Genomic DNA, 18,018 nt, shown 5'->3' with positions numbered 1-18,018 from the left:
AGTTATTTTTATAACTGATTAATAATGAGGAGGATCTAAAGTTGGCCGATCCTACATGAAAAATGAATTTAGACAAGTATTGATGTGCATCATCCTGATTTATAAAGGAAACGGATATTTATCTCGTTAATATTACACCCTTCGATCATATTTGTTTGATTTAATTCTTTAATTACACTTCCTGTTTTGTTTTTCTTTAGACGTAGGTTTCAGGGGATTGAAATGCATGGGATGGGGGTGTAATCATTGTGTAGCCAGGATTAGCGAAGCGTAATCCGAGATTTTTTGTCGTCATCCCGAGTACAACTGGGGATCTTCCATCGCAACACAGTGCTACAGCGGAGATCCTTGTTGCGCTCGGGATAGTGAGCAAAATATTTATTTTGCAACTAATTGAACTATTGCATCAATTGCCTTACCTAAGCTCAATTGGTGAGTTTCGCCGGTAGCACGATTTTTATATTCCACACAATTTTGCTCTATGTTTCGTTCACTGACGATGATACGATGGGGGATCCCAATTAAATCATGATCCGCAAACAATACACCCGCTCGCTCATTACGATCATCAATTAATACATCGATTCCTAATTCTTTTAAACGCTCATATAAAGCATCTGCTTGCATTTTGACTGTTTGAGCACGGTGTCCGTTTAAAGGAATTATGACGACTTGGAAAGGGGCGATGTTTTGAGGCCAGATAATCCCTTGCTCATCATGGTGTTGTTCAATGGCTGCTGCAACAACACGTGTAATACCTAAACCATAACATCCCATCATCATGGTTTCTAATTGACCTTGCTCATTAATCACTGTGGCATTCATGGCTTTAGCATACTTATCACCTAACTGAAAAACGTGGCCAACTTCGATACCACGACACGAGCGAAGTGTTCCTTTGCCATCTGGGCTAACATCACCTTCTTTGACGTTACGTAAGTCATAAGCAAGATATTCACTAATGTCTTTACCCCAAGCTGCATGTTGATAATGCTTGTCTGCTTGGTTAGCACCACAGATAAAAGAGTCCATTGCCAGTGCGTGATGATCTGCGATTACAGGAATCGATAAATTGACAGGTCCTAATGAGCCAATAGGTGCTTTCAAAGTTTTTAAGACCGTTTCTTCATCTATAAATTGTAAGGGGGAGTGGACTAAAGGATGTTTTGTTGCCTTGACTTCATTCAGCTCATCATCGCCTTTTAAAACTAAAGCAACCATAGGATGCTCTCTTCCTTTTACAATCAAAGTCTTGACGGTTTGATTGCTTGCTACACCCATGAATTGTGCTACTTCAGCAATGGTTTTTTGATTTGGGGTGTCCACTAGAGTCATTTTTTGTGTAGCAGGAGTTGCTTTTTCAGGTCTTAAACTGGTGGCTTGTTCTATATTCGCAGCATAATCTCCTTGGTCAGAGTAGAAAATCAAATCTTCACCCGAGTCAGCTAATACCTGGAATTCATGAGATGCAGAACCACCAATAGCGCCTGTATCTGCTTCAACTGCACGATACTTAAGCCCCAAGCGATCAAAAATACGGCAATAAGCCTGATACATATCTTTGTAGGTAGCCTGTAAGCTTTCTAAACTTACATGGAATGAATAGGCATCTTTCATAATGAATTCGCGTGCACGCATCACACCGAAACGAGGTCTAATTTCGTCGCGGAACTTAGTCTGGATTTGATAAAAACTAGCCGGCAGCTGCTTATAAGATTGTAATTCATTACGCATAATGTCGGTGATGACTTCCTCATGAGTAGGCCCAAAACAATATTCTCTGTCATTGGAGTCTTTCATCGTGAGAAGTTGTCCACCAAAAGTTTCCCAACGTCCGGTTTCTTGCCATAGTTCAGCAGGTTGCACTGCAGGCATGAGCAACTCCATGGAGTGAATGCGATTCATTTCTTCGCGGACTATTTGTTCTACTTTTCGTAATACCTTTAAACCCAGTGGCATCCAGGTATAAAGACCTGAGCCCAGTTTCCGAATCATTCCTGTTCTCAGCATTAATTTATGAGAAACGATCTCCGCATCACTTGGAGTTTCTTTAAGAGTTACTAAAAACCATTGGGAGGCACGCATTTCTACTCCTGAAATAGTATTGTTCTTGAATTGCAAAGCATTATACAGAAGTTTTTGTTCAAAAACAGATGGATTAGCCGGTGAAAGGTAGCCTGGTTGCTTGCAGCAAGGCTACACAGGTAAAGCAACTTATGTAAAAACTGCTCAATTTAACGTAGGTTGGGCCAAGACCCAACCCTACATCTGGCTTCAGAAATGACTACATTTTAATTTTGGATTCCTCTAATACTGCATTCAATTTAGAGGCTAAATGCTTATTATTTTTTCCATCAAGCTGGCTTAATTCATGCGCGTAGTTGTTATAATGCACTTTACCTGTTTGAACATTATAAACAGCGCCAACCATGGCAATATCATTTTTCTCTATCATTTCATGCAGAATAGAACTACGCTCATAAATTTTTTGCATGGTATTGGCAACGTTCAAATCAGTAACATTGTTCACGAAGGTAGTATTCTTACTGTGACGATTCGTTTCAGTTTCGTTCTCTGCATTGATCGCCGGTTTTATTTTATCCAGCAATTCTGTAATATGTCCTTTTTCTACCCCGTCACATGCAGAGAGAATGGCACCACAACGAGTGTGGCCAAGAACGATAATCAGTTTCACACCAACGACATTGCATGCATATTCAATACTAGCCAGAACATCATTGTTCACAACATTCCCGGCAACACGAACGCAAAAAATGTCACCAAAGCTCACGTCGAAAATGGTTTCAACGGGCACCCTTGAATCAATGCAACCAAGAACAATGGCCATAGGATGTTGTTCTTTGGCTGTATGTTTAATGTCCAGTTGGTTTGAACGGTGAATTAAGTTGTCATTGAGGAAACGTTGATTTCCTTCATATAGAATATTTAATACTTGTGCTGGCGTCAGGTTCGCTTGCACGTCGTATGTCGTAACATTGATAAATTCAATATAATTATGAATCTTATAATGTTCTTGGAAGCCAATCAGATTCAAAGCGATTTTTTTATTGGGGGCTTGTTCTTCCTTAAATTCTTTTAAAAGCTCTGTAATTTCTTTATCAATGTACTGAGTGTAACGTGCATCAATAATTAATTGTGATTCTCTAGGAATGGAATCAAGTTCAGCAACCAGAGCGGCTTTATTAAGAAAAGTCATTTGTTGGGGGAGTACCAAACGATTGATTTCTCCAGTAGGATGAATTTCCTTTAGAATATTAATTCGTGCCTGACTGTTGGATTTTAAAATATAGAATAAGCTGACTGCCAATCCAATTAGAATACCCGTCAATAAGTTAAAGACAATAATACTGATGACTGTGGCGATGAACGGAATAAAACGATCACTACCTTGAGCATAAATGGTACGATAAATGGAAGGTTTATTTAGTTTATAACCTGTATAAATCAAAATGGCAGCAAGTGAAGATAGGGGGATCTTATTTAAGGTGCCGGGAATTAGCATTACTGCAAAGAAAATAAAAAAACCATGCAAAATAGTTGATAATTTGCTGGCGGATCCCGCTTGAATATTAATGGATGTTCTTACAATCACCGAGGTAACGGGAATTCCACCAATTAAACCGGCTGCCATGTTCCCAACCCCTTGTGCCACCAATTCTCGGTTTGATGAAGGATGCCGGCGTTTTTTATCCAGCCTTTCTCCTGCTTTGAAATTCAATAAGGTTTCAAGGGAGGCAACAATTCCAATGATAAATGCATAAAGATAAACTTGGGGATTAGACAAAGCCGACCAATTTGGGAATTCCAGTTTACTAAATAACTCATGGATATCATTGGTCTGCGGGATATTGACCAATTGTGGTGAGTTTTGAACCAAGCTTGAATTGGTCCATAAAAAAAGCTCATTAAGCAGTACACCCAAAATCACAACAATAATCGGTGCAGGTATTTCTTTTAATATTTTATTTTTTGTCAAATCAAAATAAATTAAAGTCGAGAGTGAAAGTACCGTAATCAACATGGCCCCACTATTTAGGTGATGGTACAAAGCAAGAATAGGGCTTAGGGTGATTTCCTCAGTAGTTTCTAACAAATGAGTTTTAAGCTCATTGAAATCTGCAGAAAGTGTGAATGCAAGTGGTAATTGTTTGATTATTAATAAAATACCAATTGCACAAAGCAGACCTTGTACCACATTTGAGGGGACATAGTCTGCGACAAATCCGGCTCTTAAGCTTCCTATAATGACTTGAAGTACGCCTGCAAGTAAAAGAGCAACTAAAAATGAGTTGAAGTCTCCAATATGAGCAATAGCAGCAACAACGACAGCTGCCATACCTGCAGCAGGGCCGCTGACACTAACGTGTGAGCCGCTTAGGCACCCAACAACAATTCCTCCAATAACTCCGCTTAAAATCCCAGAAAAAAGAGGTGCGCCAGAGGCTAAAGCAATACCAAGACATAATGGGATGGCAACAAGAAATACGACTATGGCTGCAACAAAGTCAAATTTTAAATAACGCCTGGTATAAATTCGAAGTTTACGCGAGTCAACCGGTGTATTTGCAAACATGGGGTAAGTTCCTCTATTAACAAAGTTATTAATATAGTAAGAGAAATTATTTCTAATTTTAGACTAAAGTGTTACTTATTAAAACATGATTGTAACAAAAATGTTATCAAAATGTTACGGTTTAGTTAAGATATTGTTATTATCACTCTCTTATTGCTTGCATCTAATTCATTATGTTTTTTTATTGGATTGTATGTAACTAGGATAGAGTTCCGATATAAAAAAGTGAAATCTTTTTTGTATTCTGATTTCAAAGTAGAGTAGGGTGGAGAAATTAAACCTGAGCACATCTTACTCAGGTTATAGAAAGATTTTTATGCTTCAATAGGATCAAATTCTTCTGTGTTAAAGAGTTCATCCGTATTTGTTGTTTGATTAGTAATTAAGCCATGCTCAAGATTTCTAAAATCCCACATATTTTGATCCATAAGCTGGCTGGGTTTGATACTTTGGAGCGCGTGGAGAATATTACTTGGAACTTTGGGATTTTCCTCAGCAAGTTGATTAATTAAATTCGCTACTTTTTTCCGCATTAAATTTTCCTGTGATCCACAAAGAGTGCATGGAATGATAGGGTAAGATTGCTCCTGAGAAAATGTAATAATGTCTTTCTCTTGAACATAACATAATGGTCGGATGACTATATGTTTTTTATTATCGCTAAGTAACTTCGGTGGCATCGAGCGAATATCACCATTGTATAAGATAGACATCATCAGAGTACGAACCAAATCGTCACGATGATGGCCAAGAGCGATTTTGTTAAAGCCATGTTCCTCTGCATACCGATAAATAATGCCCCGTCGTAAACGTGAGCATAAAGAGCAGTATGTTTTCCCCTCAGGGATTTTCTCTTTAACAATACTGTAGGTATCACGAGTTAATATTTCATGAGGAATGGATCGATCAGCTAGCCATTGGCGTACTGCGGAATCATTCCATCCGGGTTGAGCTTGATCCAGGGTAAACGAAAAGAGTTCAAATTTATTGCCAGAACGTCGACGTAATTGCTCCAGGATGGTTAAGAGTGTAAAAGAATCTTTACCTCCTGATAAACAGACCATAACACGATCTCCACGCTGGATCATATTAAAATCGGCAATGGCTTTACCTGTATAATGCAATAATTTTTTTTCAACTTGAGAAGGATTGGACATTATTAAAAACCTAATGAAAAATTGTTATTTGGTGGTTTTGTTTTCAGCCGGGAGCAATCCGTTGACCCTAGTTGTTTCTAACCATGAGTTTATTAATTCGAGATCGTTTACATTCAATGTTCCGGCTAAGTATTTTAGAGTTAAAACAGCATTAATCAAACTGTATTGGTCATTAGCAAGTTGATTCTGAGCCTCAAACAAACGCTGTTGGGCATTGACCACATCCACCATGGTACGAGTACCTACCTCAAATTGAGCCTCTGTACTTTCTAATGAATTTTGTTGCGAAATAACGGTTTGCCTATCGGCTTTTACTTTGCTAATTCCATCGGTGATTGTATTAAAAGCAATTCGGCTATTGACCACAACATCTCTGTATGATTGTTCCACTCGTTCGCTGGTTGCCTGAAAATTATGTTGAGCTTGTCGTGTTTGTGAACGTACTAACCCTCCTTGGAATGCAGGAAAATTCAATGCCACACCAACCGTCGATAGCTTTTGATTTGCCGGAAGTAAGGGGTTCGAACTATTTACTTCGTTTGTTGTTTCTGTTGTATTGCCTTGAAGCGCAATGGTAGGCCAATTCCCTGCGGAAAGCGCTTTCATGTTTTGACGCGCTACTTCAAGATTGAATTTTGCAGACAGTAACTTGAAATTTTGTTTAAGACCGGTGTCTATCCATTGATCCACAATATTAGGTTCTGGCTTAATTAACGGAATTTTACCATCACGTAGAGGAGCTATTACTTCATAAACATGATTGGTAAGTTTTCTTAAATTTTCGCTTTGATTGATTTGGTTGTTACGCGATGCAATAACTGTAGCAACGGATTGGTCGTATGCGGCTTTTGCTTCATAAACAGAAGTAATAGGATCAAGGCCTACTTCAAAGCGTTGTTTTGCTTGCTCATATTGGCGCATGTTTGCGCGTTTTTTTGCTTCAGCAAAATTTAAAGTATCTTGCGCAAAGAGAATATCAAAATAGGCTTTGGCTGTTCTAAGAATTAAATCCTGGGCTGCGTCGTTAAACGTAGCTTGTGCTGCTTTAACGGATGCTTTTGCTTGTTGCACTCTCGCCCAAGCTTGATAATTGAAAAGAGCTTGGGATGCAGAAACTGTCCACGTTCTGGAGTTATAATAATCATCTCGAATAGTAAAAAGACCATCGTTTACGTGCAGAACGTTTCGCGTTGCTTGAGCAGTAAGGCCTGCTTGAGGAAGTAATGCTGCACGTGCTTGAGGAAGAGCTTCTGCGTTAGCCATGTACGTATCATATGCATTCTTGAAGATCGGGTCATTTTCAAGGGCTTGATGATAGATATCCATTAGGTCTGTTGCAGCAAAGACGTGCGATGACAGACCTAAAGTCATGAGATAGCAGCAGAACAGCAATTTTTTCATTAAACTAATTCCTAAAATACAAATTCTTTTGATTTTGATTTATCGATCAGTAGAGGAATATTTGTTTCAAAAATGATTTCGTCATGCCAATGTTCCTCATGATCCAGTTCATAGAGTCGACCCTGCATTACAGGTGATTGTCCTTCAATAACAAATAACTTGCCTCCTGGAAGAATCTGTAATCTTTGGGTTTCACTTATTTTTTCTATTGCGCCAGTGAATATAACAACATCATAAGGAGCATTTTCTAACCAACCTTGACTGGCATCTCCTGTGATTAACTGCACATTGTTGCAGTGATGTTTTTTTAATTGATGTGCTGCATTGGCAGTAAAATCGGCATAATAATCTACACTAATTACTTTTTTACATAATTTACTTAACAAAGCGGTAAAAAATCCACTGCCTGTGCCTATTTCCAAAACCGTTTCATGACCTTGTAAATCAAGTGATTGCAGAATTTGTCCCTCTTCCAAAGGAGTCAGCATGCGTTGATCATGATTAAGCGGTATTTGCATATCTGAATAAGCAAAATTTATATATTGTTCGGGAACAAAATCATGTCTGAATACTACATCATACAAATTAAGTATGGATTCGTTTAAAACATCACCAGTTCGAAGTTGTTGCTTGACCATATTAATGCGTGCGCTTTGATAACTCATTTGCTCTACCATTGGTTGTTTTAGGTTAAGATTGACTATTCATTTGCCCAAGCCATTGCTTCGCAACTTATTCGCGGTGATCCACATTTGAGATTTTGGAATTCCACAGACATGCTGCGAAACGGGGTGGCAGAAGCGAATTGTCAACACACTTTTAAAACTTTGGCACAATCTTAGCAAAAAAATAGCGCATGTGCTAAGAAATAATGTTTCAATCCCGAATTTCGTGGTGACTCTGTTTAAAGTTTGTTATGATCAGCAATTTTTAACCTAGAGAAAGCAGCTGAGACTGTAGCGAGCAAGCTAAAGGTATCAACAGATTTTTCTAGGTTTAATGGTTTTCTAAAATAGATTGCCCCTTATTTCGATATGACACTAAGAAGAGAGTGCCGAGGTATTGTGGTACTTTTAACGATGGGAGAATACTGTGCTTGAGCAATTTACTGAATATTTGCAAACTGAAATCGCAACGCTTAAGAGCGAAGGTTTATATAAAGGCGAACGTGTTATTTCCAGCCAGCAACAAGCTGCTGTCACAGTAAATCATAAAGAAGTCATTAATCTTTGTGCCAATAATTATCTAGGTTTAGCTAATGATCCTCAATTGATTACTGAAGGGCAAAAGGCATTAGCTCAATACGGTTATGGTATGGCCTCAGTACGTTTTATTTGTGGTACTCAAACCCCCCATAAGCAACTTGAGCAGAAAATAAGCCAATTTTTAAGCAAAGAAGATACTATATTATATTCTTCATGTTTTGATGCGAATACAGGTCTTTTTGAAACTTTATTAGGTGAAGAAGATGCGATTATTAGTGATGCATTAAATCATGCCAGTATTATTGATGGGGTGCGACTGTGCAAGGCTTCACGTTATCGATATGCGAATAACGATATGAAGGCTTTGGAAGAACAATTGATTGCTGCCAAAAATGCTCGATTTCGTTTAATTGCTACAGACGGTGTTTTTTCGATGGATGGAATTTTGGCAAATCTTCCAGCAATTTGCGAATTGGCAGATAAATATGATGCCATGGTCATGGTAGATGACTCCCATGCAGTTGGTTTTATGGGTGAAACCGGCCGTGGAACTCCAGAACATTTTGGTGTAAGCGACCGTATTGATATCATTACAGGTACTTTAGGTAAGGCATTAGGTGGTGCTTCAGGAGGTTATACTGCATCAAATCAGACTATTGTTGAATGGTTACGTCAACGTTCTAGACCATACTTATTCTCAAATACTTTGGCTCCGGTGATCGCGCATACTTCTTATGTTGTTCTTGATAATTTGATGAAAAATAATCATTGGGCAGAAAAATTAAAGCGAAACAGCCGTTATTTTCGTGAAGGTATGACCCAATTAGGATTTAAATTAATCCCCGGAGAACACCCAATTATCCCTGTTATGTTAGGGGATGCGAGCCTGGCAGGACGCATGGCGAACCGTTTACTCGAGCTAGGTATCTATGTGGTTGGTTTTTCTTACCCTGTAGTGCCTAAGGGGTTAGCTCGAATTCGTACCCAAATGTCCGCAGCACATGAGATACATCATTTGGATAAAGCCATTGAGGCGTTTGAAACTGTAGGTAAGGAATTTTCTGTTATTTAAAGCAAAGCCATCTTCTCTGAATTTTACAGAGATGATCTTATTTTGAGGTACTTTTATGAAATCACTAGTCAAAGCGAAAAAGGAGCCTGGAATCTGGATGGAAGAAGTCGCTATACCTGAATATGGCGTCAATGATGTATTAATTAAAGTTAACAAAACAGCGATTTGTGGTACTGACATTCATATTTATTCTTGGGATGAATGGGCGCAAGCGACTATTCCTGTACCTATGACTGTAGGCCACGAGTTTTATGGTGAAATTGTTGCAATAGGTCAAGAAGTACAAGGGCTTCAAGTAGGCCAACGAGTTTCTGGTGAAGGGCATATAACGTGTGGTTTTTGCCGAAACTGCCGTGCAGGCAAACGTCATCTTTGTCGCAATACTTTGGGTGTAGGCGTCAATAGACCCGGATGTTTTGCAGAATATTTATCCATACCCGCCACCAATGTTATTGTCCTTCCTGATAATATTACTGGAGAACAAGCATCAATTCTTGACCCTTTTGGTAATGCAACCCACTGTGCCTTGGCTTTTGATGTAGTCGGCGAAGATGTATTGATTACTGGTGCCGGACCTATTGGAATTATGGCAGCTGCTATAGTAAAACATATAGGCGCCCGTCATGTTGTCATTACGGATGTGAATGATTACCGTTTGGATTTGGCCCGCAAAATGGGGGGGATTCGTGCGGTAAATATTAAGTATGAAAAACTGTCCGCTGTAACTGCAGAGTTAGGGATGCTAGAGGGTTTTGACGTAGGTCTGGAAATGTCAGGAAATCCTATGGCTCTAAATGATATGATGAAAGCGATGAACCATGGTGGCCACGTAGCTTTGTTGGGGATTCCACCTCACGAAACTGCAATTGATTGGAATCAGGTTATTTTCAAGGGACTAGTAATTAAAGGCATTTATGGTCGTGAAATGTTTGAAACATGGTATAAAATGATTGCCATGTTACAAAGTGGATTGGATATTTCGCCAGTAATAACACATCGCTTCCCAGTTGATGACTACCAACATGCATTTCAAATTATGGCATCAGGTCAATCAGGCAAAGTAATTCTTGAGTGGTAGAGGATGTTGAATTGCAGTAATGTACATTAAGGTTGTATTGAGTATCATTCTCGGGTTATGGCCGTGTTTCACTGTCATTAAGTTAAGAAAAAAATCCTCTCTCCCGCGTGTGGGAGAGGGGAGTTTATATTTAATTTAGTGCGACCATGTCTATACCCAAGCCACAAAAGCAGTTTTAAAAAGATGGAGTAGTTATGTCACAATATATTTTTACCATGAATCGTGTTAGCAAAATTGTTGAAAATCAGCGGTTTATTTTAAAAGATATTTCATTGAGTTTTTTTCCTGGCGCTAAAATCGGTGTTTTAGGATTGAATGGTTCTGGTAAGTCCACTTTATTACGCATAATGGCAGGTGTTGATACTCAATATGAAGGAGAGGCAAGACCACAACCAGGAATTAAAATCGGTTATCTGGAGCAAGAGCCTCAACTGGATCTGAATAAAACCGTACGCGAAGTTGTCGAAGAAGGCGTGAAGGAAATGAAAGAAAAACTCGCACGTTTCGACGAAATCAGCATGCGTTTTGCAGAGCCCATGAGCGATGATGAAATGAATACGTTACTTGCTGAGCAAGGTGAATTACAAAACGAAATTGAAGCGGGTGGTGGCTGGGATTTAGACCGCAAACTGGATGTGGCTGCGGATGCATTACGCTTGCCAGATTGGGATGCAATTGTGGGCCAATTATCAGGAGGTGAGCGTCGCCGGGTTGCTTTATGCCGTTTATTACTCTCCAATCCTGATATGTTGCTGCTTGATGAACCAACAAACCATTTGGATGCCGAATCGGTTGCTTGGTTAGAACATTATCTTGAAGGTTTTCCTGGTACAGTAGTTGCGATTACTCACGACCGATATTTCTTGGACAATGCTGCAGAATGGATATTAGAGCTGGATCGTGGCGAAGGAATTCCTTATAAAGGCAATTACTCTGCATGGCTTGAGCAGAAAGAAGCACGCCTAGAGATGGAACAGAAGCAAGAAGATGCTCATATGCGTGCAATGAAAGCAGAGCTAGAGTGGGTGCGCACTTCACCTAAAGGGCGTCATGCTAAAAATAAGGCACGCCTAGCTCGCTTTGAAGAAATGAATTCCAAGGAGTTTCAAAAACGTAATGAAACGAATGAATTATATATTCCACCCGGTGAGCGTTTAGGTGATTTGGTTCTTGAAGGAGAAAAAATCAAAAAATCATTTGGTGATCGAATTCTCATTGATAATTTAAATTTTAAACTACCCAAAGGCGGAGTTTTAGGAATTATTGGTCCCAACGGAGCAGGTAAATCTACATTCTTGAAAATGATTACTGGTCAGGAAGAGCCAGATGATGGTGTAATTCGCGTTGGTGAAACAGTGCAATTGGCATACGTAGACCAGATGCGTGATGAATTAGATTCTAATAAAACAGTATGGCAAGAGATTTCTGATGGTCATGACATCATGCAAGTAGGCAGTTTTCAAATGCCTTCACGCGCTTATGTAGGGCGCTTTAATTTTAAAGGTACTGATCAACAAAAGAAAATGGGCCAACTTTCTGGGGGTGAACGTAACCGCGTCCATTTGGCAAAATTACTGAAAAGTGGTGGGAATGTATTATTACTTGATGAACCCAGTAATGATTTGGACGTAGAAACCTTGCGTGCTTTGGAAGACGCTATTCTCAATTTCCCTGGTTGTGTGATTGTGATTTCGCATGATCGATGGTTTTTAGATAGAATTTGTACTCATCTGATGGCTTTTGAAGGCGACTCACAAATCACCTTCATTGAAGGAAACTACAGTGATTATGAAGCGGATAGAAGACGTCGTTTGGGAGATGCGGCTGATAGACCATCTCGTATTAAATACCGAAAACTGGAGTCATAAGTTTCAAGGTAAACTGCACTTCTTTGCCTACATTCCGAGGACAAGCTGCGGGGCGCAGTGTGGGTAAGTAGTTATGTTTCAAGTTTTAATTAAGCGGAGATAAAATTTAAATGAATAAGTTGTTTTGGGCAGGTTTGTTGCTGTGTGTTGGGGGTTTAACATCCTGTGTTGACTATGATCCATCTACATTACTTACTGATGATGCAGGTTATGTGCATAGAACAGTTCATTATACAAAGGATAAACGAGGTCGTGATTATTATCCAAAAAAGATTCAGGCAACAGGTGAAAGACGCTTTATTTTTGATCCTAAGGTTTCCGCATGGGCCGCTTATGATGAGGAAGGTAATCGTTTATTGACTGGCGGTGGGTCAGCAGGTGTTGATGTATGCGAAGAAAATCCAAATCAATCGTGCAGAACCGTTACCGGAACTTTTAAAGTTTATAATCGAAGAGGGTTCAATTGCCAATCTGGAGAATATCCTGTAGATACTAAAGGCGGCGCGAAAATGCCTTATTGTACCTACTTCTATCAGGGATATACCATCCATGCAGCCTATGAAGTACCTGAGCATCCTTCAAGCCATGGTTGTGTACGCATTTTCCCAAGTGCTGCCAAGTGGTTAAGTGAAAACTTTTTTAAAATAGGTACGAAGGTGATTGTGTTGGAATACCCAACTGAAGCAGATCCTAATAAACCTGCTGGTGTACCCTCCTAAAATGGGTTAAGTTATCTAATCTCACCGTAGCCTGGGTGAAGCGAAAGCGAAACCCGGGTTTACTTTTTCAAATACCCCGGTTTCGCTAGACTATAAACTGATACTCTTTTATATATTTTTCTATCTCAACATCTACCAACTTACTTTCTATTTATTGAGGAGGAAAATAAATCATTTTTTTCAGGTTCTGCTTTTGAATCAGGGTCATTCTTTATTGCGATAGTTGGAGTCGTAGGCAATAATTTTATGAAATTAAACGCTTCTTGTTTTTTTAATATTGATGAAAACTCTATAAGTTTATCCAAATTATCTTTTAGCTCTGGATAGGCTTCTAACATTTGAATGAAAAAAACTTGTTCCTCTTTGCTTTTGGCAAAAAAACCTGGAATTGCTGCAACGGTATCTTTTAACTGTTGATATATTTTTTTATAGTTTTGCGGCTTATGCAACCCGTTGAAAGGTTTTCCGCTGCCATCAGGAAAATCATTAGGGTCTAATCCAATCTCATCTTTCCATTTTTGCGGATGTTCGACCATGTCTAATAAAACAATAATTCCTTCTGTAGATTCTAATCTGTTATTTACTATGAGACCACCATATGTTTCCATCCCACTAGTTTGTTTGGTGTCTAACATCGTACAGAATTGTTCCATTGGACTTAATTGATCTGGTGTTACCTGGCTCGGCCAATTTCTGTTCTCTTTGGTCATCTTAAAAAATCGATAATCTGCATCTGCCCAGTACCATAATTGTTTCGTCCAGCTTGATTCAGGCAGCTGGGCGCTATCAAAAACAATATCGATCATATTAAGTAAACCCTTTCTACAATATTCCGGTATAGGTGATACTACTTCGCTATGATAGACATCATGCTTAAATATCGTGAAAAAAGTTTCATTTCCTAAAAGATGAGCTTCGGAAGGTGAAAAACCACTAGTTAAACTGGAACCAATACACACATTTGACCAACTCGATACCCGGCTTTAAGTGCATTGTGAACCATAGCCATTGTTTTCGGGCCTAGTTGTGGTATAACAGGAGCATAATCGGCACCGTAACGAAGTAGACCTAAAGCATTCCTTACCCCGCAAGAGGGCTCCATAAAGTTATTTTTATCGGAATAATAAAAAGCTCCTTCTGAATCAATAGCACGGCCCAAAGAACCACCTGTATGCTCCTTTAACCGATAAAAAATTTGTTCTGATCGAGGTAATTTTGCGATCATTTCTCTCAAATCTTTTTCATTTAGTGGTGGACCTTTTTTATTGTTGATCGCAGGGAGAAAATATTGTTTTGCTTCAGGAGTAAAATCACCTGATTCATCTAAAATTTGATAAATTGGCAATGGGCGAGTGTCATCAGTACTAAATGTTTGCTTATATTCTTTAGCCTCAAATTTTCTAGGATTCACTGCTTGATGCAATTCAAGTAAAGTAAATAATTGAGAATAGTTAATCTCTTTTCCCAATGAAGAATCCATCAATTTTAAAACCATATGTGGGAATTGTGGATCTTGAAAGAGTTCTTTAAATTCTGGGCTAGTTAACTTTCCTTCCTTTAAAATATCAACTAATTTGCGTATTTTTTGAAAATTTAAACTTTTATATAAATCATGTTGCTCAGCTTTATATTGTTTTATCAATTCATTCAAGCGATTGACGTGCTTTTCTTGAAGGACATTACCTTTAACTAGCTCTTGAATAGCCTGGTTTATCAAGTTGCTTGAAAAAGTAAAGCGAACTATGTCATTGTTTAATCTATTATTTTTAGCAGCATTGGTTAAAATTTCCTTGATTTCTTCCAAACTTAGTTGGATTTGTAAAGAATTTAAATCCAGACAAGTGAGCTGATTTCTCTGTGTGTTGTTTCAGTAAAGTATTTCCTTCTATTAATTTAAGGAAAGCACCTTTAATCGTCTTTTTCGCCCCTTCTTCTTTTTCCGATAGTTCTTTCTTTTCCGCATTAATTAACCCTTTTTCCTCTTTAGTGGGTAATTTAATTTCTTTTGCTGGTTCGTAAGCAAATATTGGGAATTTAGTATAGAAAGTCCCCCAAAGCTCAGATGGAGAGGGCATTTTTTACAACCTATAGATTGAGTTATGTTTGTATAATATATGCAACATGTAATTAAAATATTCAAACAGACTTAATTAGATGATATTTGAGATGGCGTAAAACCTATGTTTTGCAGTTCCAACATAAAGACAGCCGTCTCTATAGTTCAGTTTTCACTTTTAAAAGAGAAAGAATATACATAAACCAGTTAGTATCGCATAAGCGTTATTATCCACGGTTGCAATGGGTGCTAATATAAAATACTCGTGCCTCTCCCGAAAACGGGAGAGGAAATTTCCTAATGAACATAATTGCTAAGGAGTGTTGGTTGGTAGTGAAGGTTGTGTGGAACGGTTTTCAGGTAAAGTGGGCTGTCCAGGCGTTGCTTGAGTTGGAGTTGCCGCAGGATTAGCTGGAAAAGTTGGTTGTGTTGTTGTAGTTGGGGATGTAGTTGTACTTGGTGCAGTTGTTGTAGGTGCTGTTGTTGGATTCGGAGTGGTTCCAGTACTTGGATTCATGGAATTCGCTGCGTTAGGAGTAGAACTTTGTGGTTTTTCTTGAGTAACTGTTCCTCTTGGAGCGGCAATCATTTGGGTAATTCCCAAGTCACCAGTCATCTTGCGACCTATCGTTACATCAACACTGAGTAGTTGTGTTACTTTTTCTTTTTCATTCTGATAAACAACTTGCAATGGTAAATTAATTTTCCATTGATTATCTTTTGCTTCTGTTACTACAACTTGTCCATCTACTTGACTGCTCACAGTTAGTTTTTGAGATTTAATCGCGTCCAGATTACCTGATTTTTGCAAAGCGGTATTAAAACCAGTCCATCCTTGCTCAGTAAAACAGGCTTGTAATTTTTGCAATTGAGCATCTAAGTTGTTTGGATTAAAGTCAAAAGCTTGAGTCACAGCTTTCATGGCCCATTTCATAACCAATGATTGATCGATCGTTTTGGTTTCTGGTGGGATTTTGTACTCACAGTTGATGGGGGCTGCTGGTGTCGCTGCTGGATTTACTGATGGCAAATTTTGGCCAGGTTTTGTCGGAGTAGCTGGAACTGGTTTTAGAGCACTTGGAGTTTGAGGTGGTGGTGTTACTGGCTGAGTGTTTTCAGCATGAACTTGAGTACCAAGCAAAGCGAAAAGGGTACCCCATAGTAATGTGTTCTTCATGAAATTGACTCCTTAAATAGTATGTAGCAATTCTGCGATAATAAGAGCCGCTAGTCTAGCAGTTTTTTGTTCTTGATCCAAAGGTGGTGACAGTTCAGCAACGTCAAAACTAACTACTTTGCCACTTTGAATAATGTATTTCAAGAGCGGTAAAATTTGCCAAGGAGTTAGTCCAAGTGGTTGTGGTGCACTGACGCCAGGAGCAAAAGACTCTGCTAAAACATCCAGACACAGGGTCAAATAGATGTGATCCAGATTCAGCATAAAATCATCGAGAAACGCTAAATGCCATGCCAGGCTGTTTGCATGCAATTCTTCAGCTGTCAGATAATGTACATTAAGCGCGTCAGCCCGCTCAAAAAGAGAAGGAGTATTTCCCATTTTTTGAATTCCCAGGCAGCAATAATTAAAGGGTTGGTTGTTATCTTTACAATATGTTGCGATTTGTGAAAAAGGAGTTCCTGATGTTCCCGGTTGATTTTTTTGGTGTGGTCTTAAATCAAAATGCGCATCAAAATTAATAATACCCAGTTTGCTGTAATGAGGTGCCAAACCTTGATAATGTGCCCAAGCAATCTCATGCCCTCCTCCCAAGGCGACTGTTTGATGACCTTGTTGATGGCAAAAACTGATTAAATTGGCAAATTGAGTTTGTGCAGTTTCCAGTTCATCTTCCTCACAAAAAATAGTCCCCAAATCATAAAGTTGCTTATCGATAGAGCAAGGTAGTTTTGCTAATTGTGTTTTTATTTGATCGGGGCCTAATTTTGCTCCTGGTCTCCCCATATTTCGACGAACGCCCGCATCACTGGCAAAACCAAGAAAAACTGTTTTTTTCTCTTTAGTGATGAGTTCAGTTTGCTGGACAGGAAAAATAATTTTTTGAAAGAACCGTTCTGCATTGACAGTATCTTTTCTACCTTGCCAGAGTGAAGGATTGGCACGTTGGTAATTGGAAAGATGTTCAAACATTAAATTCCCCCTATGTTCATATCATGATCACAATTTTATCTAAGATGTACTTTATAAAATACGCATTCTTCTTTATCTTTTAAATCCTTTTTATAAAATTCCATTCCTGCTTTCTGAATAACGCGTTGTGAAGCAATATGATTTACAGGTGTAAATGCAATAATTGTATTCACTGAATATATGTTTTGTTTTGCCCATTCTAATAAGGTAATTAATGCCTCGGTAGCCAAACCTTTTCCCCAGAACTGAGGCAAGAAAACATATCCTACTTCAATTTCCCCATTGGGGATTGGTCCAAAACCACATCGACCAACAAATTTATTTGTAATTAACTCAATTGCAATAAATACTCCGAATCCATTTTCTTTAAAAAAGTGTATGTTTTTATCTATATTTGCTTTAACTTTTTCAGCATCCAATGTTCCATTTGGGAAAAAGGCCCGCACTTTGGGGTTGCTATCAAGCAGAAAATAATCATTGAAGTCACTTTCTCTCAGCAATCGATAACCTAGCCTTTCTGAAGTAAAAACAAACTGTTCATTTTTGTTGATCATAAATTAATTGTTTAAGTAGCTGAATAAAACAGGTTCCAATACAAGACTCAAGTACAATTGATACCAAGTACTATAGAAAAATCTTTATTACCCTGGCGTCTAAAAGTTGATTATTCCCATGCAGCATATTTAGTCTCATTTTTCTTAAAAAAATTCATAATTTTA

15 protein-coding genes are annotated in these 18,018 nt (G+C 38.6%); 4 read left to right on the top strand and 11 right to left on the bottom strand.

The annotated features are described in order from the left end of the window. Positions 1 to 378: 378 nt before the first annotated feature. The 5 genes from Lstg_RS12730 to Lstg_RS12710 all read right to left on the bottom strand — a co-directional run bounded on the left by Lstg_RS12730 (position 379) and on the right by Lstg_RS12710 (position 7,817). Complete coding sequence (locus Lstg_RS12730; protein ID WP_058478066.1) at positions 379 to 2,085, bottom strand: proline--tRNA ligase; 1,707 nt, start codon at positions 2,083 to 2,085, stop codon at positions 379 to 381. 199 nt (positions 2,086 to 2,284) lie between these two features. Continuing rightward, positions 2,285 to 4,594, bottom strand: coding sequence for a bifunctional SulP family inorganic anion transporter/carbonic anhydrase (locus tag Lstg_RS12725; RefSeq protein WP_058478065.1), 2,310 nt, complete (start codon positions 4,592 to 4,594; stop codon positions 2,285 to 2,287). A 314-nt stretch (positions 4,595 to 4,908) separates the two neighbouring features. Then, positions 4,909 to 5,751, bottom strand: coding sequence for a tRNA 2-thiocytidine(32) synthetase TtcA (gene ttcA, locus Lstg_RS12720; protein ID WP_058478064.1), 843 nt, complete (start codon positions 5,749 to 5,751; stop codon positions 4,909 to 4,911). A 24-nt stretch (positions 5,752 to 5,775) separates the two neighbouring features. Then, the gene (locus Lstg_RS12715; protein ID WP_058478063.1) at positions 5,776 to 7,152 is read right to left on the bottom strand and encodes a TolC family outer membrane protein; all 1,377 of its coding nucleotides are present in this window, start codon (positions 7,150 to 7,152) and stop codon (positions 5,776 to 5,778) included. Between the two features lie 11 nt (positions 7,153 to 7,163). After that, positions 7,164 to 7,817 (bottom strand): protein-L-isoaspartate O-methyltransferase family protein, encoded by a 654-nt coding sequence (locus Lstg_RS12710; protein ID WP_058478088.1) that lies wholly within the window; start codon positions 7,815 to 7,817, stop codon positions 7,164 to 7,166. A 427-nt stretch (positions 7,818 to 8,244) separates the two neighbouring features. On the opposite strand from Lstg_RS12710, the gene Lstg_RS12705 reads away from it, so the two are divergent. The 4 genes from Lstg_RS12705 (at position 8,245) to Lstg_RS12690 (ending at position 13,094) form a co-directional block, all read left to right on the top strand. Continuing rightward, positions 8,245 to 9,429 (top strand): glycine C-acetyltransferase, encoded by a 1,185-nt coding sequence (locus Lstg_RS12705; RefSeq protein WP_058478062.1) that lies wholly within the window; start codon positions 8,245 to 8,247, stop codon positions 9,427 to 9,429. A gap of 55 nt (positions 9,430 to 9,484) precedes the next feature. Further along, positions 9,485 to 10,507: an L-threonine 3-dehydrogenase gene (gene tdh / locus Lstg_RS12700; protein WP_058478061.1), complete on the top strand. Its 1,023-nt coding sequence runs from the start codon at positions 9,485 to 9,487 to the stop codon at positions 10,505 to 10,507. A 194-nt stretch (positions 10,508 to 10,701) separates the two neighbouring features. Next, positions 10,702 to 12,375, top strand: a complete 1,674-nt coding sequence (ettA, locus tag Lstg_RS12695; protein WP_058478060.1) for an energy-dependent translational throttle protein EttA — start codon at positions 10,702 to 10,704, stop codon at positions 12,373 to 12,375. A 110-nt stretch (positions 12,376 to 12,485) separates the two neighbouring features. After that, positions 12,486 to 13,094 (top strand): L,D-transpeptidase, encoded by a 609-nt coding sequence (locus Lstg_RS12690; protein WP_058478059.1) that lies wholly within the window; start codon positions 12,486 to 12,488, stop codon positions 13,092 to 13,094. Between the two features lie 140 nt (positions 13,095 to 13,234). Here the strand turns inward: Lstg_RS12690 and Lstg_RS12685 are convergent, their stop codons facing one another. The 6 genes from Lstg_RS12685 to Lstg_RS12660 form a co-directional block, all read right to left on the bottom strand. Next, positions 13,235 to 13,900, bottom strand: a complete 666-nt coding sequence (locus Lstg_RS12685) for a hypothetical protein (protein ID WP_058478058.1) — start codon at positions 13,898 to 13,900, stop codon at positions 13,235 to 13,237. Between the two features lie 131 nt (positions 13,901 to 14,031). Continuing rightward, positions 14,032 to 14,898 carry a hypothetical protein gene (locus Lstg_RS12680; protein ID WP_058478057.1) on the bottom strand — a complete coding sequence of 289 codons (867 nt, stop codon included), beginning with the start codon at positions 14,896 to 14,898 and terminating at the stop codon, positions 14,032 to 14,034. Continuing rightward, positions 14,861 to 15,169 (bottom strand): hypothetical protein, encoded by a 309-nt coding sequence (locus Lstg_RS12675; RefSeq protein ID WP_058478056.1) that lies wholly within the window; start codon positions 15,167 to 15,169, stop codon positions 14,861 to 14,863. The genes Lstg_RS12680 and Lstg_RS12675 overlap by 38 nt, the downstream gene beginning before the upstream one ends. A 294-nt stretch (positions 15,170 to 15,463) precedes the next feature. Beyond that, complete coding sequence (locus Lstg_RS12670; protein WP_058478055.1) at positions 15,464 to 16,327, bottom strand: DotI/IcmL family type IV secretion protein; 864 nt, start codon at positions 16,325 to 16,327, stop codon at positions 15,464 to 15,466. Positions 16,328 to 16,339: 12 nt separating this feature from the next. Next, entirely contained in the window at positions 16,340 to 17,299 is a 960-nt protein-coding gene (gene hutG / locus Lstg_RS12665; RefSeq protein WP_058478054.1) for a formimidoylglutamase, read from the bottom strand. A gap of 35 nt (positions 17,300 to 17,334) precedes the next feature. After that, positions 17,335 to 17,853, bottom strand: a complete 519-nt coding sequence (locus Lstg_RS12660; RefSeq protein WP_058478053.1) for a GNAT family N-acetyltransferase — start codon at positions 17,851 to 17,853, stop codon at positions 17,335 to 17,337. Positions 17,854 to 18,018: the final 165 nt, after the last annotated feature.

Origin of the sequence: Legionella steigerwaltii (genome assembly GCF_001468065.1) — a bacterium.
Taxonomy (GTDB): domain Bacteria; phylum Pseudomonadota; class Gammaproteobacteria; order Legionellales; family Legionellaceae; genus Legionella; species Legionella steigerwaltii.
Note: the sequence above shows the minus strand (reverse complement) of the source record. Positions and strands in the feature narration are given on the sequence as shown.